Genomic DNA, 18,623 nt, shown 5'->3' on the forward strand with positions numbered 1-18,623 from the left:
GCGGGATCACTCGGGCTTGGTCGAACGTGACATCAGCGTGGTGAGCGCGGTCCGGGGGTCGACGCCCTCGTGGCAGATCCGCTCGACCTGCTCGGTGATCGGCATCTCGACGCCGTGCGAGTGGGCCAGGTCCCGGATGGCCAGGCAGCTCTTGACGCCCTCGGCGGTGTACCGGGTGGCGGCCTGCGCCTGCTCCAGCGTCTTGCCCCGGCCCAGGTGCTCGCCGAAGGTGCGGTTGCGCGACAGCGGTGACATGCAGGTGCCGATGAGGTCGCCCATCCCGGCCAGGCCGGAGAAGGTGAGCGGGTCGGCGCCCAGCGCCACACCGAGCCGGGCGGTCTCGGCCAGGCCCCGGGTGACCAGCATGGCCTTGGTGTTGTCGCCCAGGCCCATCGCGTGCGCGACGCCGTACGCGAGCGCGATCGCGTTCTTGACCGCGCCGCCGAGCTCGCACCCGATGACGTCGTCGTTGGTGTACGGCCGAAAGTACGGCGTGGTCGTCGCCCGCTGCACGGTGGTGGCCCGGTCGATGTCGCTGCACGCCACGACGGTGGCGGCGGGCTGCTCCAGCGCGATCTCCGGCGCCAGGTTGGGCCCGCTGACCACGGCGACGCGGTCGGGCGACACCCCGGCGGCCTCGACGATGACCTGGCTCATCCGCTGGGTGGTGCCCAGCTCGATGCCCTTCATCAGCGAGACCAGGGTGGCGTCGGGGTGCACCGAGGCGGCCCAGTCGGCCAGGTTCGGGCGCAGGGTCTGCGACGGCACGGCGAGCACCACGATCTCGGCGCCGTCGATGGCCTCCAGCGCCGAGCCGGTCGCGGTGACCCGCGCCCCGACGTACATGTCCTCCAGGTATTCCGGGTTGCGGCCGGTCTCGCGGATCGCGGCGGCGATCTCGGGGCGGCGCGCCCACAGCGCGACGTCGTTGCCGGCGTCACCGAGGATCTTGGCGAAGGCGGTCCCCCAGGAACCGGCGCCGAGCACCGCTACCTTCATCGCTCCGCTCCCTCGGCCCGCGTCGACGGCGCCCAGATCGGCGGCGGGGACGGCTCGTGCCGGATCTCGGCGAGCATGTCGCGCAGGCGCAGCATCACGGCCTCGGTCATCTCGTTGAGCACCGCCGCGGTCGGCTCGGCGCCCTGCCAGCGGGACAGGTCCACGGGTTCGCCCGCCCACACCGAGACCGGGATCTTCGGAATGAGCCGGACCTTCTTGGTACGCGGGTCGAAGATGCGCTCCGGCCCCCAGGTGACCACCGGGATCACCGGCGCACCGGTGAGCAGCGCGAGCCGGGCGGTGCCGGTCTTGCCGCGCATCGGCCACAGGTCGGGTTCCTTGGTGGTGGTGCCCTCGGGGTAGATGACGACGCAGCCGCCCTCCCGGACCGCCTCGACGGCGGCGTCGAGCGCCTTGACGGCGTCGGCGGTGCCGCGGTGGACCGGGATCTGCCTGCACCAGTGGAGGATCTTCCCGGCCAGCGGGATCCGGAAGACGCTCTCCTTGCCCAGGAACTGCGGCCAGCGGCCGGAGTCGTACACGTAGTGGGCGGTGGTGAACGGGTCGGCGTGCGACACGTGGTTGACGGCCAGGATGATGCCGCCCTCGGCCGGGATGTGCTCGAAGCCGCGCCAGTCCCGCCGGGTGAGCACGGTCATCGCCGGCTTGACCAGGTACACCGCGAACCGCTGCCAGAAGCCCAGCCTGCGCCGCGCCAACGTAGCCTCCTTCAACACGCCCGCCGCCTCCGGCGGACGCCACCGCCGTCGTGGCGCACCAGGGTACGTCACGACCACGTGAGCGCATCATGTCACGTCCCGGCATACCCGGAACCCGCCCGCCGGTACCGCCACCGCCGCGCCGGGGCGCCAGAATGGCATGGTGCCCGCCCTGCCCGTGACTGTCCTGGTTCCGCTGAAGCCGCTGGCCGAGGCGAAGAGCCGGCTGCGCGGCGCCGAGGCCGACCACGAGGCGCTCGTGCTCGACCTGGCCCGCCGTACGGTCCGCGCCGCCCGCGCCGCCGCCGGGGTGGCCCGGGTCTACGTGGTGACCCGCGACGGCAGGGCCGCCCGGGAACTGCGCGACTGCGGGGCGGAGATCGCCCCCGACACCGGCCGCGACCTCAACGACGCGCTGTGCCAGGCCGCCGACCGGTTCGACGGCCGGACGCAGCGGCTGGCCGCGCTGCCCGCCGACCTGCCCGCGCTGCGGCCCGACGAGCTGGCGCAGGCGCTCGCGGCGGCCGGACCGGGCCGGGCCTTCGTGCCGGACGCGGCCGGAATCGGGACGGTGCTGCTGGTCAGCGCGGTCGGCGGGCGCCTGGATCCGCGGTTCGGCCCCGGTTCGGCGGCCGCGCACGAGCTGTCGGGGGCGCGGCGGCTCGGCGGCGGCTGGCCGACGCTGCGCCGCGACGTCGACACGGCCGAGGACCTGGCGGCGGTTCGGGCCTGGGGCCTGCCGTACGCGGGCTCGGCGGCGTAGGTTGGCAGCCATGCAGGGCACCGTCGCGACGTTCGACCCCGACTCCCGTACCGGCACGCTGCTGCTGGACGACGGCACCCCGGTCGCCTTCGACCGGGCCGCGTTCGAGGCCTCCGGGCTGCGGCTGCTGCGGCTGGGCCAGCGGGTGCGGCTGGAGTACGACGGCGACCGGTTGCGCCGGATCGCCATACCCACCATGCCGTGACACCCGCCGTGCGGTGACACCCGGCATGCAGTGACGGACGCCACGGTCCGCGCTCGCTGGCGCGACCACCCTGCGCTGCCACGAGTTCACCCCTCGTTCATGTTGATCGGGACAGAATTGTGGGGTGAGCCAGACTCCGCCCCGCCGCCCGCGAAAGTCCTCGACATCCGATTCCGTGCCGGCCCAGGCAGGGCCGGACAGCGCCGAGACGACCACGCCCGAGCTGATCGCGCAGGCACAGGCGCCCGCCGACCCGGCCCCGGTCGAACTGCCCGAGGACCGGTACTTCAACCGCGAGGTCTCCTGGCTCGACTTCAACGCCAGGGTGCTGGCGCTGGCCGAGGACACGCGGCAGCCGCTGCTGGAGCGCCTGAAGTTCATGGCGATCTTCGCGAGCAATCTGGACGAGTTCTACATGGTCCGCATCGCGGGGCTGCGCCGCCGCCTGGAGACCGGCCTGCCCACCCGGGGCGCCGACCTGGTGCCGACCCGGCTCCAGCTGGAGATGGTGGCCGAGCGCTCCTCCGAGCTGGTCGCCGAGCACGCCACCGAGTTCGCGAAGGTGCTGCGCCCGGCGCTGGCCAAGACCGGCGTGAGCATCGTCGGCTGGTCTGATCTGGACCGGGGCGAGCGCGAGCAGCTGCGGTCGTACTTCCGCGAGCACATCTTCCCGGTGCTGACGCCGCTGTCCTTCGACCCGGCGCACCCGTTCCCGTACATCTCGGGCCTGTCGCTGAACGTCGCCGCCGTGGTGCGCGACCCGGCCACCGGGGAGCAGCTGTTCGCCCGGGTCAAGGTGCCCAACAACGTGCCCCGGTTCGTGCAGGTCGACAGCGGCTCCGGCCGCATCCTGACCGCCGACGGCAAGACGGCCTACCGGTTCCTGCCCGTGGAGGAGCTGATCGCCGGCGAGCTCGGGCAGCTCTTCTCCGGCATGGAGGTGGTGGAGCAGCACCTGTTCCGGGTGACCCGCAACGCCGACGTCGAGATCGACGAGGACCGCGACGAGGACCTGCTCCAGGCGATGGAGCGGGAGCTGGCCCGGCGCCGGTTCGGGCCGCCCGTGCGGCTGGAGGTGTCGGCGGAGATCTCCGACCACGTGCTGGCGACGCTGGTGACGGAGCTGGAGGTCGACGCCCGGGACGTGCTGCGGGTGCCGGGCCTGCTGGACCTGTCCGGGCTGTGGCAGATCTACGACGTGGACCGGCCCGACCTCAAGGAGGCGCCGTTCGTCCCCGCGACCCACCCGCGCCTGCGCGACGGCGAGTCCACCCGCAGCGTCTTCAACATCCTGCGCGACGGCGACATCCTGCTGCACCACCCGTACCACTCGTTCTCCACCAGCGTGCAGCGGTTCATCGAGCAGGCGGCGGTGGACCCGCACGTGCTGGCGATCAAGCAGACGCTGTACCGCACCTCCGGCGACTCCCCCATCGTGGACGCCCTCATCACCGCCGCCGAGGCGGGCAAGCAGGTGGTGGTCCTGGTCGAGGTGAAGGCGCGCTTCGACGAGCGGGCCAACATCGGCTGGGCGCGGATGCTGGAGCGCGCGGGCTGCCACGTGGTCTACGGCCTGGTGGGCCTGAAGACGCACTGCAAGACGGCGCTGGTGGTGCGCGAGGAGGCGGGCCAGATCCGCCGCTACTGCCACATCGGCACCGGCAACTACCACCCCAAGACCGCCCGCATGTACGAGGACTTCGGCCTGCTCACCGCCGATCCCGAGATCGGCGCGGACCTGACCGACCTGTTCAACTCCCTGACCGGCTACAGCCGCCAGACGGCGTACCGGCGGCTGATGGTGGCCCCGCACGGGGTCCGGTCGGGCCTCATCGAGCGGATCGACCGCGAGGCGGAGCTGGCCCGGCAGGGCAAGCGGGGCCTGGTCCAGATCAAGGTGAACTCGCTCGTCGACGAGGCGGTCATCGACGCCCTCTACCGGGCTTCGCAGGCCGGGGTGCAGGTGGACCTGTTCGTACGCGGCATGGTCGCGCTCAAGCCCGGCGTGAAGGGCCTGTCGGACAACATCCGGGTGCGCTCGGTGCTGGGCCGGTTCCTGGAGCACTCGCGGCTGTTCCGCTTCGGCGCGGGCGACCCGCGCGCCGGCCGGGGCCGGGCGGAGTTCTGGATCGGGTCGGCCGACATCATGCACCGCAACCTCGACCGGCGGGTGGAGGCGCTGATCCAGGTCACCGACGCCACCGCCCGCGCCGAGCTGGCCGACCTGCTCGACGCCGCGATGTCCGACGGCACCGAGACGTTCGAGCTGGAGTCGGACGGCAGCTGGACCCGCTACATCTCCACTTCGGAACACCCCCGGGTCGACCTGCAGGTGGCGCTGCTGAACCGGGTGCTCAAGCGCTGAGGCGTACGGCGCCGGGGCGACTAGGCTTGACCGCATGGCCGGTCGGGTGGCGGCGAGCCTGGTCACCTCGGCCGTACGCAGGTCCGTGGCGCAGATCCTGGCCCACGAGCCCCTGGTGCGGCTGGACGCGCCCGTGCCCGGCGGGGACTCCGCCGTGCACCGGATGCGGGTCGGCTGCCGCCGGCTGCGCTCGGATCTGCGTACGTTCGCGCCGCTGGTGGACCGGCGCTGGTCGGTGCCGCTGCGGGCGGAGCTGCGCTGGCTGGCCGGGCTGCTCGGCGGGGCCCGCGACGCCGAGGTGCAGCGGGCCCGGCTGTGGGCGACGGCCGGTGCCGACCCGGCGCACCCCCTGGACCCGGCGGCCGTGGCGGCCCTGGACGGCCTGCTGGCGGCCCGTCGGGCGGCGGCCCACCGCGCGGTGCTGGCGGGCCTGGACACCGCCCGCTACGCGGTCCTGGCCGGGCGGCTGGCGGCCGCGGCCGAGCACGTCCCGCTGGCCGACGCCGCGTTCGCCCCGGTCAGCCGACGGAAGCTGGTCCGGCGGCCGCTGCGCCACCTGCGGCGCGGCCGCCGCGACGTCCCCGGCACCCGGGACCTGACCCCCGCCTCGCCCGATGTGGACTGGCACGGCGTACGCATCAGCGCCAAGCGCGCCCGCTACGCCGCCGAGGCCGTGGGCCTGCGGCGCCTGGCCAGGGCCCTGGTCGAACTCCAGGACCTGCTCGGCGAGCACCAGGACGCCGTGGTGGCCGCGGCGCTGTGGCAGGCGCTCGGGCGGGAGCACCCGGAGGTGGCGGTGACGTGCGGGCGGCTGGTGGAGCGGGAGTCCGCCGCCGCCCGTGCCGCCCGCACGGCGCTGATGGTCCTGCTCAGAAGCGGCCGACGGCGACGAAGACCGCCAGCGCGCCCAGGATCACGTTGAAGACGATGCCCGGGTACTCCTTGCGGCGCAGGTGCACCACGGCGGCGGCGACCATGACGGCGGCCAGGGCGACGGCCGCGATCGGGGTCAGCACCGGGGCGATCCCGGTAGCCCACGGCGCGATCAGGCCGATGCCGCCGAGCACCTCGCTGACGCCGATGAGCTTGACCATCCCGGCCGAGTAGTCGTCGACCCAGCCGAGGTTGGCCCGCAGCTTCTCCTTGGGCTGGGTGGACTTCATCAGGCCGGCGGCGAAGAAGGCCAGGCCGAGCAGGATCTGCACGACCCACAGGGCGGTGTTCATCAGTTTCTCCTAAACGGTGGATCTCCTCCACTTGTCGACGGGACGGTAGCACTAACCGGAGGCGGTCCTCCAGTCCTGCTACCCTTCTGATCATGGAGGGCAATCCGCTGCGCGCCGACGCCGCCCGCAACCGCGACCGCATCGTCACCGCCGCCTGCGAGCTGTTCGCGCAACGGGGTCTGGACGTGCCGCTGGAGGAGGTGGCGGGCCGGGCCGGGGTCGGCATCGCCACGCTGTACCGGCGCTTTCCCACCCGCGACGACCTGACCGCCGCCGCCGCGAGCACGAAGATCGAGCAGTACGAGCAGGCGCTGCGCGACGCCCAGGCCGCGCCGGACGCCTGGACCGGCTTCAGCGGCTACGTCACCGCGGTCTGCGCCATGCAGGCCGCCGACGGCGGACTGGCCGATGTGCTCACCATGAGCTTCCCCGGCTCCCGCGACTTCGAGCAGCGCCGGATCGCGCTGCACCGCGGCTTCACCGACCTGGTGGCGGCGGCCAAGGCCGAGGGCACCCTGCGCGAGGACTACGTCGCCGAGGACCTGCCGCTGCTGCTGATGGCCAACGCCGGGGTGCTGCGCGGCACCGCCGAGGCCGCCCCGAAGGCGTGGCAGCGGCTGGTGGCGTACCTGTTGCAGGCGTTCCGGGTCTCCGATCGCGCCGAACCGCTGCCCGCACCGCCCACGCCGCGCCAGACCTACCGCGCCATGCTGCGCATCTCCGGCTGCAAGGGCCGCTCCCAACCGCCGCAGCAATAGCGGGTACGCGAAAGGCGAGCGCCCACCCGGGGGTCCGGGCGGGCGCTCGCCTGTGGTCGTACTCAGTCGGGTCAGCTCTTCTTGGTGGCCTTCTTCGCCGGCGCCTTCTTCGCGGTCGCCTTGGCGGTCACGGTCTTCTTGGCCGCCGCCGTGCTCTTCGCCGCCGCCGCCGTCTTGGCCGGCGCCTTCTTGGCGGCGGTCGCCTTCGCGGCGACGGCCTTGGTGGCGGTGCTCTTGACCGCGGCCTTCTTCGCCGGGGCCGTCTTCGCGGCGGCGGTGGCCTTGGTGGCCGGGCGGGTGGAGGCGGCGGTGGTCTTCTTCGCCGCGGACTTGGCGGCCTTCTTGGCCGGGGCGGCGACCTTGCCGACCGCCACCGTGTCCTTGAAGCCCGCGCCGGGACGGAAGGCCGGGACCGACGTCTTCTTCACCTTGACGGCCTCGCCGGTACGCGGGTTGCGCGCCATCCGCGCGGCCCGGGCCCGCTTCTCGAAGACACCGAAGCCGGTCAGCGAGACCTTGTCGCCCTTGGTGACCGCGTTCTGGATCTCGGTGAGCGTGGCCTCCAGCACGGCCGCGGCGGTCTTCTTGTCGACCACGGTGGGGTGAGCGGCGATCGCGTCGATCAGCTCTGTCTTGTTCACGGATTCCTCCCGTATAGGTACTACTGGACTTATAACAGTCATTCTGTGCGCACAGTAGGCCCAACGTCAGCAATATGCCAACAGGAGGGTGAAAAACCACCTATGTGTCGCAACGCAGAAATGCCCCCGTCCGCATAACCGGACGGGGGCATTTCGCGTTGCTGTCACTCTTCATCAGCCGGGTACGGCCCGGAAAAGGCCCTGTTTACGGGCCTATGGCCTCAGCCGACGAGCACTCCGAAAGAGGGACGCCGGGTCTCGAACTCGGCGATCGCGTCGGAGTGGCGCAGGGTGAGTCCGATGTCGTCCAAGCCTTCCAGCAGGCGCCAGCGGCTGAAGTCGTCCAGCGCGAACGCCCACGCGTGGCCGCCGGCCCGGACCTCCCGCGCCACCAGGTCCACCTCCACCGAGGTGGCCGGGTCGGCCTCGGTCAGCTCCCACAGCGTCTCCACCGCCTCCTGCGGCAGTTCCACCGTCAGCAGGCCCTGCTTGAGGGAGTTGCCGCGGAAGATGTCGCCGTAGCGCGGGGAGATGACGACCCGGAAGCCGTAGTCGTGCAGGGCCCACACCGCGTGCTCGCGCGACGAGCCGGTGCCGAACTCCGGCCCGGCCACCAGGACCGACGCCCCGGCGTAGACCGGGTTGTTGAGCACGAACGACGGGTCCTCGCGCCAGGCGCTGAACAGGCCGTCCTCGAAGCCGGTGCGGGTGACCCGCTTCAGGTACACGGCCGGGATGATCTGGTCGGTGTCCACGTTGGAACGGCGCAGCGGCACCGCGGTGCCGGTGTGCACGGTGAACTTCTCCATGGGAAACCTCCGGATCAGGCCGCGACGGGCGCGAGGTCGGCGGGTGCGGACAGGTGGCCGGTCACGGCGGTCGCCGCGGCCACGGCCGGGGACACCAGGTGGGTACGGCCGCCCTTGCCCTGCCGCCCCTCGAAGTTGCGGTTCGAGGTGGACGCCGAACGCTGCCCCGGCTTCAGGGTGTCGGGGTTCATGCCCAGGCACATCGAGCACCCGGCGAAGCGCCACTCGGCGCCGGCGGCGGTGAAGACCTCGTGCAGGCCCTCCTCCTCGGCCTGCTCGCGCACGGCCGCCGAACCCGGCACCACCAGCATCCGTACGCCGTCGGCCACGTGGCGGCCGCGCAGCACCTCGGCGGCGGTGCGCAGGTCCTCCAGGCGGCCGTTGGTGCACGAGCCGACGAAGACCACGTCCACGTTCACGTCGCGCAGGGCCTGGCCCGGCTGGAGGTCCATGTACTCCAGCGCCCGGCGGGCGGCGGCGCGCTCGGACTCGCTGGCGAACGACTCGGGGTCCGGGATGCTGCCGTCCAGCGAGGCGCCCTGGCCCGGGTTGGTGCCCCAGGTCACGAACGGCGTCAGCGCCGAGGCGTCGAGGAAGACCTCCTTGTCGAAGACCGCGCCCTCGTCGGTCGGCAGGGTGCGCCAGTAGGCCACCGCGTCGTCCCAGGACTGGCCCTGGGGGGCGAAGGTGCGCCCCTTCAGCCAGGCGAACGTGGTCTCGTCCGGCGCGATCAGGCCGGCCTTGGCGCCCCACTCGATGGACATGTTGGAGACGGTCATCCGCCCCTCCATGCTCAGCTTCTCGATCGCGGGCCCGCGGTACTCCACCACGTAGCCGCGGCCGCCGCCGGTGCCCTCCTGCGTGATCAGCGCGAGGATCAGGTCCTTGGCCGAGACGCCCGGGGGCAGCTCACCGGTGACGGTGACCGCCATCTGCTTGGGCGTCGACTGCGGCAGCGTCTGCGTGGCCAGCACGTGCTCCACCTCGGAGGTGCCGATGCCGAACGCGAGCGCGCCGAAGGCGCCGTGGGTCGAGGTGTGCGAGTCGCCGCAGACGATGGTCATGCCCGGCTGGGTCAGACCCTGCTGCGGTCCCATCACGTGGACCACACCTTGCTGCGGGTCGCCCAGCGGGTGCAGTTTCACGCCGAATTCGGCACAGTTACGGCGCAGGGTCTCGATCTGCGTCCGCGACACCGGGTCGCTGATCGTCAGCAGGTTGTCGGTGGGCGTGTTGTGGTCCTCGGTCGCGATCGTCAGATCGGGCCGGCGCACCGCACGTCCGGCCAGCCGGAGGCCGTCGAAGGCCTGGGGGCTGGTCACCTCATGCAGCAGATGAAGATCGATATAGAGGAGGTCCGGCTCGCCGTTGGCTTGGCGTACCACGTGTGCGTCCCAGACCTTCTGGGCAAGGGTCCTGCTCACTGGGTGTCTCCCACCATCTGGACATCCCGCATCTTGGGAGGTATGTTTCGGTCTGTGGGACACAGTATGTCTGGCGTGGGCGTGCTTGACAAGGCGGTAGTGATCCTTGCCGCCTGTGTCGACGGCGCGAGCCTCGCGGAACTCGTCGATCGCACCAAGCTGCCGAGGGCAACGGCGCACCGGCTGGCGCAAGCGCTGGAGATTCATCGGATGCTGGTACGGGACACGCAGGGCCGTTGGCGCCCGGGTCCCCGATTGGGAGAGCTCGCCAACGCGGCCCCCGACGTACTGCTGACAGCGGCAGAGCCGCTGCTGTCCGCATTGCGGGACGCGACGGGCGAGAGTGCGCAGCTGTATCTGCGCCGGGCGGACGAGCGCATCTGCGTTTGCTCCGCCGAGCGGGCCAGCGGCCTGCGCGACACGGTGCCGGTCGGCGCGATCCTGCCCATGACGGCAGGCTCGGCCGCCCAGATCCTGCTCGCGTGGGAACCCCCGGAGGCGGTCATGCCGTTGCTGCCGCGCTGCAAGTTCACCGGCCGCACCCTGGCCGAGGTACGGCGGCGCGGGTGGGCCCAGTCGGTGGCCGAGCGGGAGGCGGGCGTGGCCTCGGTCAGCGCCCCCGTGCGCGACCGCACCGGCCGGGTCATCGCGGCGATCAGCGTGTCGGGTCCCATAGAGCGCCTGGGCCGCCGCCCCGGCGATCGGCACGCCATGGCGGTCGTACGCGCCGGACAGCGCCTGTCCGGCCTCTGAACCGATACCCCCGAGGCCCCGGTCACCAGTGCGGCGACCGGGGCCTCCCCATCTCCAAGACCACCCAAGTTGCCGGGCGATCGGGGGAATGACCGGCCAAGATACGCCCGATTGCCCGGCAACTCGCCCCAGCCCCGGCCGGTCTCGGCCCCCACTTCTGGCGGCTGGCGGCTGGCGGCTGGCGGCTGGCGGCTGGCGGCTGGCGGCTGGCGGCCATGATCGCTGCTTCCGGTCGAAAGGTGGCCCAGGAGTCCCGTTTCCGACCGCAGACGGCGATCTTCACGCCGCGATCGCCGTCTCCGGACCGATCCCCGGCGGGCGGTGCCGACGGGGCTCACTCTGTGATCACTGTCTCCGGTCGAAACCTTCGCCCTGACCGCAGTATCGGACCGCAATCGGCGATCTTTACGGCGTGCAGCGGCTTCATGCGCGATGTCCCACGGCGCGGCGGCCGGTGAAGCGCGATGGCCGAACGCCGAACGCCGCCGATCGGCGGGTGGGCAGGCGCCAGCCGGACCGGGCGGCGGGCCGGGCTATGCCGGGAAAAGCAATCGGCTCACCAGCGTTTGCTGGTGAGCCGATTGATCTGTAGCCCCGATGGGATTCGAACCCACGCTACCGCCTTGAGAGGGCGGCGTCCTAGGCCGCTAGACGACGGGGCCAGGACTTTCCTTTTCAGTTTTCGACCGCCTCAGCTGATTTCTCAGCTCGGCGGCCTGCTGAAACTCTAACAGTTCCAGCTCCCACGCGCGAATCGGGCTCTCGCCCGATCAGGCTTGGAAGCTGGGGTACCAGGACTCGAACCTAGACTAACTGAACCAGAATCAGTTGGGCTGCCAATTACCCCATACCCCATCGGCACCGTCTCCGCTGCCGGGTGTGAACTTTACCTGACACCCCCGGCCCTGCCAAATCGATACCCCCCGCGCGTCGCGGAGCTCCCGTCACACCACCGGTTTGACCGGGTTGCGCAGCTCCCCCAGCCCCGCGATCCGGACCTTGACGACGTCCTCCGCGACGATCGGCGAGACCCCGGCCGGGGTGCCGGTCAGGATCACGTCACCGGGCAGCAGCGTCATCACGTGGGAGATGTACGAGATCAGCGTCGGCACGTCGAACACCATGTCCGAGGTACGCCCGAGCTGCCGCACCTCACCGTTGACCTCGCACCGCACCTCCAGGTCGCCGACGTCCACACCGGTGGTGATCCACGGCCCGATCGGGCAGAACGAGTCGAAGCCCTTGGCCCGCGTCCACTGGTTGTCGCTGCGCTGGAGGTCCCGGGCGGTCACGTCGTCGGCGACGGTGTACCCGAAGATCGCCTTCTCGGCCGCGGCCCGGTCGACCCGGCGGGCGCCGGTGGCGCCGATCACCACGGCGAGCTCGGCCTCGTGCTCGACCTGCCGCGACTGCTCGGGCAGCCGGATCACGTCGTACGGCCCGATCACCGACGTGGACGGTTTGAGGAACAGCAGCGGCTCCTTCGGCACCTCCACGCCGTGCTCGGCGGCGTGGTCGGCGTAGTTGCGCCCGACCCCGATCACCTTGCTGGGCAGGATCGGCGAGAGCAGGCGCACGTCGTCGACGGCGTACCGCTGGTCGGTGAGATCGAGCTCACCGAAGGGGTGGCCGTTGATGACGCGTACGGTCAGCCCCTGCGATCCCGCGTCCGGGTCGCCCTCGACGACCCCGAACGACATTCCTCCTGGATGAACAAAGCGTGCGATCCGCACCACAGCCCCCAGCTGTCGACAGTTTTCCTCGTGCCCAACCTAACGCGGGCGCTCAGGGCACGAAGCGCAGGTGTGGGCGGCGCCGCAGCCGGACGGCCGAGCCCAGCGCGACCACCGCGAGCAGCGCCGCCAGGAACAGCAGCCCGTGCACCAGACCGCGGTGCAGGTAGCCGCTGTCGGTGTGGTCGACCGCGTACGTGCCGATCTCGCGGCTGAACCAGAACGGCAGCACCCGCGAAGCGGCGTCGGCCGGGTCCATCATCATCTGCAACCCGACGACCGTGAGCAGCACCAGCATGCCCTCCAGCTCGCGCGGCAGCGCCGAGGACAGGGCCAGCCCGAACGGGACGGCCACGGCCACCGTCAGCAGCATGATCAGTGCGATCGCGCCGTAGCGCACGTTCTGGGCGTCGAGGCGGATGAGCACGAAGTACGGCAGCGCCAGCGCCAGCCCGAGTGCCCACAGGGCCAGCAGGCGCCCGAGCCACAGGTGGTGCCCGCGGTAGCCGGACAGCCGCAGCCGGGGCTCCAGCGAGCGCGCCGCGCTGCCCGCGAACAGGGCCGCGGTGCTCATCGCCCAGCCCACGCCCAGGCACACGAACCGGATCGACTGTCCGGTGTGGTCCCGGCGGCTGAGGTAGAAGGCCAGCGGGAACACCAGCAGGATGGCCAGCACGCCCCGGCGGCGCGACACCTCGCGCAGCGCCATCTCGGCGACGGTCAGGGTCTTGGTCACGCTCGCTCCCGGGGTGTCAGGTCCAGCACGGTGTCGACGCCGTCGCGGCTGCTCAGCAGGTGGGTGACGACGACCACGGCCTTGCCGGCATCGCGCCAGGCCGCCACCTGCTGCCAGAAGTCCAGGTACGACCCCCGGTCGAAGCCCTGGTACGGCTCGTCGAGCAGCAGCACGTCGGGCTCGCCCAGCCCGGCCATGACCAGGTTCAGCTTCTGCCGGGTGCCGCCGGACAGGTGCCGGGCCTGGGTCGGCGCCGGATCCCAGTCCAGGGCACGCGCGTGGGCGCGCCCGGCGGCGCGGGCGTCCTCGCGGCCCAGCCCGCGCCCCGCGCCGACCAGGGTGAAGTGCTCCTCGGGCAGCAGGAAGTCGCTGGTGCCGCCGCCCTGCGGGCAGTAGCCGAGGGTGCCGTGCACCCGGACGGTGCCTCTGTCGGGGCCGACCAGCCCGGCGCAGATGCCCAGGAAGGTGCTCTTGCCGCTGCCGTTGGCGCCGACGACGGCGGCGACCTCGCCGGCGCGTACGGTCAGGTCCACGTCGCGCAGGACCTGGCGGCGGCCGTACCGCTTGGTGATGCCGGTGACCTCCAGCCGCACCGGGCCGGCCTCGCGCGGCCGCGACGGCGCCGGGCCGCGCATGCTCTCGGCCACCACCACCGCGTACGCCGCGGCCGGGCCGAACGCCCGCACCGGGTCCTCGCCGCTGTCCCACAGGTGGGCCGCGGTCTCGCCGAGCACGTGCCGCACCGCGCCCTCGGGCAGCCCCTGCCGGGCCAGTTCCCGCCCCAGTTCGTCCAGCCAGGTCATCGCGTCGCCACCTCTCCCAGGATCGCGCCCACCCCGCCGGTGAACCCGGTCCAGTCCGCCGCGGCCTGCCGCAGCGTCGACTCACCCGCCGGGGTGATCAGGTAGTACTTGCGGGCCGGGCCGCCGCCGCCCTCGCGCCAGTCGGCGCTGACCTGCCCAGTGCGCTGCAACCGCAGCAGCACGGGGTAGAGGGTGCCGCCCTGGATCTCGCCGAGGCCGGCGGCCCGCAGCGACTGGGTGAGCTCGTAGCCGTACGACTCGCGGCGGGCGAGCAGGCCGAGCACGCACAGGTCCAGCACCCCTCGCAGCCACTGGCTGCGCCGTTCGGAGTCCATGGCGGCAGAAGGTAGCACAGCCAGCTAGCTGGTGTCGCCATCTAGACCGGCCCGGCCGCTAACCTTGGCCGGTGACCACCGCGACCGCCACCCGCCTCGCCGAGCCCGCCTGGCGTGCCCGCCGCACGGCCCACGAGCAGCGCGTCGACGGCTGGATCGACCAGCACCTGCACCGCCGCCGCAACGGCGTGAAGCACCCGGTGCACGACTTCCTGTTCACGTACTACTCGCACCGGCCCGCCCAGCTGCGCACCTGGCACCCGGGCGCGGGCGTGCTGCTGGAGGGCGGCGAGCCCGCCCGCGACTACGTCTGCGCCGACGGCGGCACGGTGCTGGACCCGGCGCTGATCGCCCGGCGGGCCGACTCGGTGCGCTGGATCCGCGACCTGCTCGCCGCGACCGCGTCGCGGCCCGCCCAGCTGGGCTGCTTCGGGATGCACGAGTGGGCCATGGTCTACCGCCAGACGCAGGCCGAGGTGCGGCACAACGCCTGGCCGCTGCGGCTGTCACCGGCGGCGACGGCCGAGGTCGTCGAGGACCGGGGCGTACGCTGCACCCACTTCGACGCGTTCCGCTTCTTCACCGCGCCCGCGCGGCCGCTCAACGTGCTCCAGCCGTCCCGGGAGTCCCAGCAGGCGCTGGAGCAACCGGGGTGCCTGCACGCGAACATGGACCTCTACAAGTGGGCGTACAAGCTGTCCCCGCTGGTGCCCGCGGAGCTGGTCGCGGACTGCTTCGCGCTGTCGCGGGAGATCCGCGAGCTGGACATGCGCGCCAGCCCATACGACCTGGCCGACCTGGGCTTCGCACCGGTGCTGATCGAGACGCCCGAAGGGCGGGCACGGTACGCCACCGAGCAGCGCGCCTTCGCCGACCGCGCCGCCCCGCTGCGAGCCGCCCTGGTGGCGGCCTGCGACACCATGCTCGCCGCCGCCCCGAGCCAGGCGGCCGCGAGTGCCGCGGGTGCCGCCCACCCCGCTTAGCATTGACGCTGGAGCGCTGATGAACCGTCAGAGGGCGCCGAGGTACTTGCGGCGCTCGTAGGGCGTCACCTCGCGGCGGTACTCCTCCCACTCCGCGCGCTTGTTGCGCAGGAAGAAGTCGAACACGTGCTCGCCGAGCACGTCGGCGACCAGCTCGGACCCGGCCATGACGTCGATCGCCTCGGACAGGTTCTCCGGCAGGGCCGAGTAGCCCATCGCGCGGCGCTCGGCGTTCGACAGCGCCCACACGTCGTCCTCGGCGCCCGGGGGCAGCTCGTAGCCCTCCTCGATGCCGCGCAGGCCGGCCCCGAGCAGCACCGCGAACGCCAGGTACGGGTTGCACGCCGAGTCCAGCGAGCGCACCTCGACCCGGGCCGAGTTGGGCTTGCCGTACGCCGGGACGCGCACCAGGGCGGAGCGGTTGAGGTGGCCCCAGCAGACGTACGCGGGCGCCTCGGAGATCCGGTCCGGGATCATCTGCGGGAACAGCCGCTTGTACGAGTTGACCCACTGGTTGGTGACCGCCGTGAACTCCCGGGCGTGAGTCAGGATGCCCGCGATGAACGCCTTGGCCGTCTTCGACAGCTTGTGCGGGTCGGCCGGGTCGTGGAACGCGTTGCGCTCGCCCTCGAACAGCGACAGGTGGGTGTGCATGCCGCTGCCGGGCTGGTCGGTGAACGGCTTGGGCATGAACGTGGCCCGCACGCCGTGCGTCAGCGCGACCTCGCGCATCACGTGGCGGAAGGTCATGATGTTGTCGGCCGTGGTGAGCGCGTCGGCGTAGCGCAGGTCGATCTCCTGCTGGCCGGGCGCGACCTCGTGGTGGCTGAACTCCACCGAGATGCCGATGCGCTCCAGGGCCAGCACCGCCTGGCGGCGGAAGTCGCGCGCGACGGCGTGCGTGGTGTGGTCGAAGTAGCCGCCGGAGTCGACCGGGATCGGCGGGGAGCCGTCCGCCGGGGCGTCGGCGAGCAGGAAGAACTCGACCTCGGGGTGGGTGTAGAAGGTGAAGCCCTTGTCGGCGGCCTTCGACAGCGCCCGGCGCAGCACGTGGCGCGGGTCGGCCCAGCTCGGGGTGCCGTCGGGCATGAGGATGTCGCAGAACATGCGGGCGCTCTCGCCCGAGCCGCCGCCCTCGAACGGGAAGACCTGGAAGGTCGTCGGGTCGGGCATGGCGATCATGTCGGACTCGTACACCCGGGCGAAGCCCTCGATGGCGGAGCCGTCGAAGCCGATGCCCTCGTCGAACGCGGCCTCCAGCTCGGCGGGCGCGACGCTGACCGACTTCAGGGTGCCCAGCACGTCGGTAAACCAGAGGCGCACGAACCGGATGTCGCGCTCCTCAAGCGTACGCAGCACGAACTCCTGCTGACGATCCACGATGGCGCCTTTCTCGACTCTGATCTCCGGCCAGTCTCGCGCGGCCTCATTACGCGCACGTTACGCCATGCTCAAGCTGTACGCCCCGCGACGGTGACACCGCAACCGGAACCCTTCTTGCCCGTTTTACCGGGCAGCACGAAGGAGCTCCCATGAACCGCCTGGACACCCTGTTTCCGGTGCGCCATCGCACCATCGCCGGCGGCATCGCCCTCGGTGGCCTGCTGCTGGCCGCGATGCTCGTCGCCGGGGTGATGGGGGTCCGGCACACGCCGCAGACCCACGCCGCGCCGATCCGCGAAACGGACACCATCACCGCCACCCAGCCCGAGCTGCAGGCCGCACTGCTGGCCCCGTCGGACCTGCCGCCGAGCTACGCACCGGCCCCGGCCACCAAGGCGCCGGCCGCGCCGCGGGCCGAGCGCTGCGCCAGCCTGCTCGGCGCCCCCGACGAGCTGATCCGGCACACCGCCGCCACGCTCGCCCCGCACCCCAAGAGCGCGGTGCGGCCCAGCGCCCAGGCGGTCTCCCGCCAGTACGGCCCGACGTTGATCACCCAGGTGCTCACGACGTTCACCGGGGACGGGGCCGTGAGCACGCTGGAGGAACTGCGCCGGGTCGGGCAGCGCTGCCGCGACTTCAGCGCGGTGCTGGAGGACGGCACCGCCGTGCGGGTCCGCGTCGAGGACGTGCCGCGCGACCACCTGCCCACCGAGCTGCTGAAACTGGAGGGCGACGCGTTCGCGCTGCGGTTCACGCTCACCGGGTCGGACAAGACCATGACCGGGTATCTGGCGCTCGGCCGGGTCGGCAAGGTCCTGTCGGTGCTGCGGGAGATGGAGTCGACGCGGCACGGGGCAGTGGCCGACCTGGCCCACTTCACCGAGGTGCTGTCGCAGGCGGCGCGCAAGCTGCTGCCGCTCACGCTGGGAAAGCTCGGCGCGAGCCCGGCCCCGCTGGGCTGAGCCGCGACGCCCCGCGCGCGGGGCACCGTCGCCTTAGGATGGGGCACCCCGGTCCCCTCCGCGACAAGGTGCGCCATGTCCCCCTCCCCCGACCCCGCGCCGTCCCCGAGAGGCGCGTGGGCTGAACGGCTCGCCGGGATCCTGGCCGGATCGTTCGCGATCCCGCTGCTCGGCGAGATCCTGCTGGCGGTCATCAACAACCAGCAGTTCGACTACGTGCGTACGGCGATCACGGCGATGGTGCTCGGGATCGGAGCGGCGATCCTGTACGCCTCCCAGGTCGGCCGGATCGTGTTCGAGCGGGCGCGGGCCGCGTTCCTGATCGTGGCCGGTTTCGTCACCGCCACCCAGGGCTTCCTCCAGGCGGCCCGCCCGGAGTGGATGGCCGCAGCCCCGATCGAGGGCGTCGTCGGCATGATCACGCTGGTGCTGGGCCTGGCCGTGTTCGCCATCGGCTGGTTCTACTTCCGGGTCGAGGGCCCGGCCAAGGACGCCGCGATCCCCGCCCAGCGCAAGCCGCCCACGATCGAGCAGGTCACCTTCGACCGGGTGCCGGGCCGCTTCGACCCGGTCAAGCACACCAAGTACTTCGACGCCTGCCGCGCCGCCCTCAGCATGGACCAGCTGCACTACGTGGCCTACTACGAGGGCCGCACCCGTGTCTTCAACATCGACGTGTTCGACCGGCTGGAGGACTTCCAGCCGGTGGAGACGACGCAGGCGGCCCGGCGGCAGCGCTACAACGAGCACGGGCCGCAGATCGTGGACCTGCTGCGCGAGCTGAACACGAAGTTCGACCCGCTGGAGACCGGGCCGCTGATCCGGATGGTGTTCGACGTCGAGCAGGGCGCGATCTTCTACTACATGATCAGCAGCAGCCCGGCGGTGCACGTCGTCGGCGTGACCCTGGACCAGGCGCAGATCCACACCGCCGACCACGACCTGGAGCTGCTCTCGGTCGAGCTGCGCCGCCGTTCCGGCCGCCTGCCGATCACCAAGGAGAACACCTAGCGGGTACGCCGTCTC

The 18,623-nt window shown here is 72.0% G+C and carries 20 protein-coding genes and 2 tRNA genes; 9 read left to right on the forward strand and 13 right to left on the reverse strand.

Annotated elements, in window-relative coordinates; translation table 11 throughout:
• Nucleotides 1-6 precede the first annotated feature (6 nt).
• Both Cs7R123_RS35650 and Cs7R123_RS35655 read right to left on the reverse strand, forming a co-directional pair.
• Complete coding sequence (locus Cs7R123_RS35650; protein WP_212833176.1) at nucleotides 7-999, reverse strand: NAD(P)H-dependent glycerol-3-phosphate dehydrogenase; 993 nt, start codon at nucleotides 997-999, stop codon at nucleotides 7-9.
• Nucleotides 996-1,718, reverse strand: a complete 723-nt coding sequence (locus Cs7R123_RS35655) for a 1-acyl-sn-glycerol-3-phosphate acyltransferase (RefSeq protein WP_212833178.1) — start codon at nucleotides 1,716-1,718, stop codon at nucleotides 996-998. The genes Cs7R123_RS35650 and Cs7R123_RS35655 overlap by 4 nt, the downstream gene beginning before the upstream one ends.
• Nucleotides 1,719-1,896: 178 nt before the next feature.
• On the opposite strand from Cs7R123_RS35655, the gene cofC reads away from it, so the two are divergent.
• The 4 genes from cofC to Cs7R123_RS35670 all read left to right on the forward strand — a co-directional run bounded on the left by cofC (nucleotide 1,897) and on the right by Cs7R123_RS35670 (nucleotide 5,973).
• Nucleotides 1,897-2,481, forward strand: coding sequence for a 2-phospho-L-lactate guanylyltransferase (gene cofC, locus Cs7R123_RS35660; RefSeq protein WP_244872352.1), 585 nt, complete (start codon nucleotides 1,897-1,899; stop codon nucleotides 2,479-2,481).
• 10 nt (nucleotides 2,482-2,491) lie between these two features.
• A complete protein-coding gene (locus tag Cs7R123_RS40580; RefSeq protein ID WP_244872353.1) occupies nucleotides 2,492-2,686 on the forward strand; it encodes a cold-shock protein in 195 nt (64 codons plus the stop codon).
• 124 nt (nucleotides 2,687-2,810) lie between these two features.
• The gene (locus tag Cs7R123_RS35665; RefSeq protein ID WP_212833180.1) at nucleotides 2,811-5,051 is read left to right on the forward strand and encodes an RNA degradosome polyphosphate kinase; all 2,241 of its coding nucleotides are present in this window, start codon (nucleotides 2,811-2,813) and stop codon (nucleotides 5,049-5,051) included.
• 34 nt (nucleotides 5,052-5,085) lie between these two features.
• On the forward strand, nucleotides 5,086-5,973 hold the full coding sequence (locus Cs7R123_RS35670) for a CHAD domain-containing protein (protein WP_212833182.1): 888 nt from the start codon (nucleotides 5,086-5,088) through the stop codon (nucleotides 5,971-5,973).
• Here the strand turns inward: Cs7R123_RS35670 and Cs7R123_RS35675 are convergent.
• The gene (locus tag Cs7R123_RS35675) at nucleotides 5,921-6,277 is read right to left on the reverse strand and encodes a DoxX family protein (protein ID WP_212833184.1); all 357 of its coding nucleotides are present in this window, start codon (nucleotides 6,275-6,277) and stop codon (nucleotides 5,921-5,923) included. The two genes, Cs7R123_RS35670 and Cs7R123_RS35675, sit on opposite strands and share 53 nt — an antisense overlap.
• A gap of 92 nt (nucleotides 6,278-6,369) precedes the next feature.
• Here Cs7R123_RS35675 and Cs7R123_RS35680 point away from each other — a divergent pair, with 92 nt between their 5' ends.
• Complete coding sequence (locus tag Cs7R123_RS35680; protein WP_212833186.1) at nucleotides 6,370-7,035, forward strand: TetR/AcrR family transcriptional regulator; 666 nt, start codon at nucleotides 6,370-6,372, stop codon at nucleotides 7,033-7,035.
• Between the two features lie 71 nt (nucleotides 7,036-7,106).
• Here the strand turns inward: Cs7R123_RS35680 and Cs7R123_RS35685 are convergent, their stop codons facing one another.
• The 3 genes from Cs7R123_RS35685 to leuC form a co-directional block, all read right to left on the reverse strand.
• Nucleotides 7,107-7,676 carry an HU family DNA-binding protein gene (locus Cs7R123_RS35685; protein WP_244872354.1) on the reverse strand — a complete coding sequence of 190 codons (570 nt, stop codon included), beginning with the start codon at nucleotides 7,674-7,676 and terminating at the stop codon, nucleotides 7,107-7,109.
• 221 nt (nucleotides 7,677-7,897) lie between these two features.
• A complete protein-coding gene (gene leuD / locus Cs7R123_RS35690; RefSeq protein ID WP_212833190.1) occupies nucleotides 7,898-8,485 on the reverse strand; it encodes a 3-isopropylmalate dehydratase small subunit in 588 nt (195 codons plus the stop codon).
• A gap of 14 nt (nucleotides 8,486-8,499) precedes the next feature.
• Nucleotides 8,500-9,909: a 3-isopropylmalate dehydratase large subunit gene (gene leuC, locus Cs7R123_RS35695; protein ID WP_212833192.1), complete on the reverse strand. Its 1,410-nt coding sequence runs from the start codon at nucleotides 9,907-9,909 to the stop codon at nucleotides 8,500-8,502.
• Between the two features lie 66 nt (nucleotides 9,910-9,975).
• Here leuC and Cs7R123_RS35700 point away from each other — a divergent pair, with 66 nt between their 5' ends.
• Entirely contained in the window at nucleotides 9,976-10,662 is a 687-nt protein-coding gene (locus Cs7R123_RS35700; RefSeq protein ID WP_212833194.1) for an IclR family transcriptional regulator, read from the forward strand.
• A 589-nt stretch (nucleotides 10,663-11,251) separates the two neighbouring features.
• Here Cs7R123_RS35700 and Cs7R123_RS35705 read toward each other — a convergent pair.
• From Cs7R123_RS35705 to Cs7R123_RS35730, 6 genes are all read right to left on the reverse strand, one after another.
• Nucleotides 11,252-11,324: transfer RNA gene (locus Cs7R123_RS35705), tRNA-Glu, on the reverse strand.
• 121 nt (nucleotides 11,325-11,445) lie between these two features.
• Nucleotides 11,446-11,517, reverse strand: a tRNA-Gln gene (locus Cs7R123_RS35710).
• 89 nt (nucleotides 11,518-11,606) lie between these two features.
• Entirely contained in the window at nucleotides 11,607-12,395 is a 789-nt protein-coding gene (locus Cs7R123_RS35715; protein WP_212833196.1) for a fumarylacetoacetate hydrolase family protein, read from the reverse strand.
• 52 nt (nucleotides 12,396-12,447) lie between these two features.
• Entirely contained in the window at nucleotides 12,448-13,131 is a 684-nt protein-coding gene (locus Cs7R123_RS35720) for an ABC transporter permease (protein ID WP_212833198.1), read from the reverse strand.
• A complete protein-coding gene (locus Cs7R123_RS35725) occupies nucleotides 13,128-13,934 on the reverse strand; it encodes an ATP-binding cassette domain-containing protein (RefSeq protein WP_212833200.1) in 807 nt (268 codons plus the stop codon). Before Cs7R123_RS35725 ends, Cs7R123_RS35720 begins: the two co-directional genes overlap by 4 nt.
• Nucleotides 13,931-14,269, reverse strand: coding sequence for a PadR family transcriptional regulator (locus Cs7R123_RS35730; RefSeq protein WP_212833202.1), 339 nt, complete (start codon nucleotides 14,267-14,269; stop codon nucleotides 13,931-13,933). Before Cs7R123_RS35730 ends, Cs7R123_RS35725 begins: the two co-directional genes overlap by 4 nt.
• 71 nt (nucleotides 14,270-14,340) lie before the next feature.
• Between Cs7R123_RS35730 and Cs7R123_RS35735 the strand changes: the two genes are divergently transcribed.
• Complete coding sequence (locus tag Cs7R123_RS35735) at nucleotides 14,341-15,252, forward strand: 3-methyladenine DNA glycosylase (protein WP_212833204.1); 912 nt, start codon at nucleotides 14,341-14,343, stop codon at nucleotides 15,250-15,252.
• A 27-nt stretch (nucleotides 15,253-15,279) separates the two neighbouring features.
• Here Cs7R123_RS35735 and Cs7R123_RS35740 read toward each other — a convergent pair whose 3' ends face one another.
• Nucleotides 15,280-16,632, reverse strand: a complete 1,353-nt coding sequence (locus tag Cs7R123_RS35740) for a glutamine synthetase family protein (protein WP_212833206.1) — start codon at nucleotides 16,630-16,632, stop codon at nucleotides 15,280-15,282.
• Nucleotides 16,633-16,784: 152 nt separating this feature from the next.
• Here Cs7R123_RS35740 and Cs7R123_RS35745 point away from each other — a divergent pair, with 152 nt between their 5' ends.
• Both Cs7R123_RS35745 and Cs7R123_RS35750 read left to right on the forward strand, forming a co-directional pair.
• Nucleotides 16,785-17,597 carry a hypothetical protein gene (locus tag Cs7R123_RS35745; RefSeq protein WP_212833208.1) on the forward strand — a complete coding sequence of 271 codons (813 nt, stop codon included), beginning with the start codon at nucleotides 16,785-16,787 and terminating at the stop codon, nucleotides 17,595-17,597.
• Nucleotides 17,598-17,672: 75 nt separating this feature from the next.
• On the forward strand, nucleotides 17,673-18,608 hold the full coding sequence (locus Cs7R123_RS35750) for a hypothetical protein (RefSeq protein WP_212833210.1): 936 nt from the start codon (nucleotides 17,673-17,675) through the stop codon (nucleotides 18,606-18,608).
• Nucleotides 18,609-18,623 lie beyond the last annotated feature (15 nt).

Source organism: Catellatospora sp. TT07R-123 (assembly GCF_018327705.1).
Classification (GTDB): domain Bacteria; phylum Actinomycetota; class Actinomycetes; order Mycobacteriales; family Micromonosporaceae; genus Catellatospora.

What these genes read in the sequence shown, in the direction of transcription:
- Cs7R123_RS35650 (WP_212833176.1), bottom strand. Translation starts at nt 999, where the DNA reads ATGAAGGTAGCGGTGCTCGGCGCCGGTTCCTGGGGGACCGCCTTCGCC.
- Cs7R123_RS35680 (WP_212833186.1), top strand. Translation starts at nt 6,370, where the DNA reads ATGGAGGGCAATCCGCTGCGCGCCGACGCCGCCCGCAACCGCGACCGC.
- Cs7R123_RS35670 (WP_212833182.1), top strand. Translation starts at nt 5,086, where the DNA reads ATGGCCGGTCGGGTGGCGGCGAGCCTGGTCACCTCGGCCGTACGCAGG.
- Cs7R123_RS35745 (WP_212833208.1), top strand. Translation starts at nt 16,785, where the DNA reads ATGAACCGCCTGGACACCCTGTTTCCGGTGCGCCATCGCACCATCGCC.
- Cs7R123_RS35700 (WP_212833194.1), top strand. Translation starts at nt 9,976, where the DNA reads ATGTCTGGCGTGGGCGTGCTTGACAAGGCGGTAGTGATCCTTGCCGCC.
- Cs7R123_RS35725 (WP_212833200.1), bottom strand. Translation starts at nt 13,934, where the DNA reads ATGACCTGGCTGGACGAACTGGGGCGGGAACTGGCCCGGCAGGGGCTG.
- leuD (WP_212833190.1), bottom strand. Translation starts at nt 8,485, where the DNA reads ATGGAGAAGTTCACCGTGCACACCGGCACCGCGGTGCCGCTGCGCCGT.
- Cs7R123_RS35675 (WP_212833184.1), bottom strand. Translation starts at nt 6,277, where the DNA reads ATGAACACCGCCCTGTGGGTCGTGCAGATCCTGCTCGGCCTGGCCTTC.
- Cs7R123_RS40580 (WP_244872353.1), top strand. Translation starts at nt 2,492, where the DNA reads ATGCAGGGCACCGTCGCGACGTTCGACCCCGACTCCCGTACCGGCACG.
- Cs7R123_RS35730 (WP_212833202.1), bottom strand. Translation starts at nt 14,269, where the DNA reads ATGGACTCCGAACGGCGCAGCCAGTGGCTGCGAGGGGTGCTGGACCTG.
- Cs7R123_RS35750 (WP_212833210.1), top strand. Translation starts at nt 17,673, where the DNA reads ATGTCCCCCTCCCCCGACCCCGCGCCGTCCCCGAGAGGCGCGTGGGCT.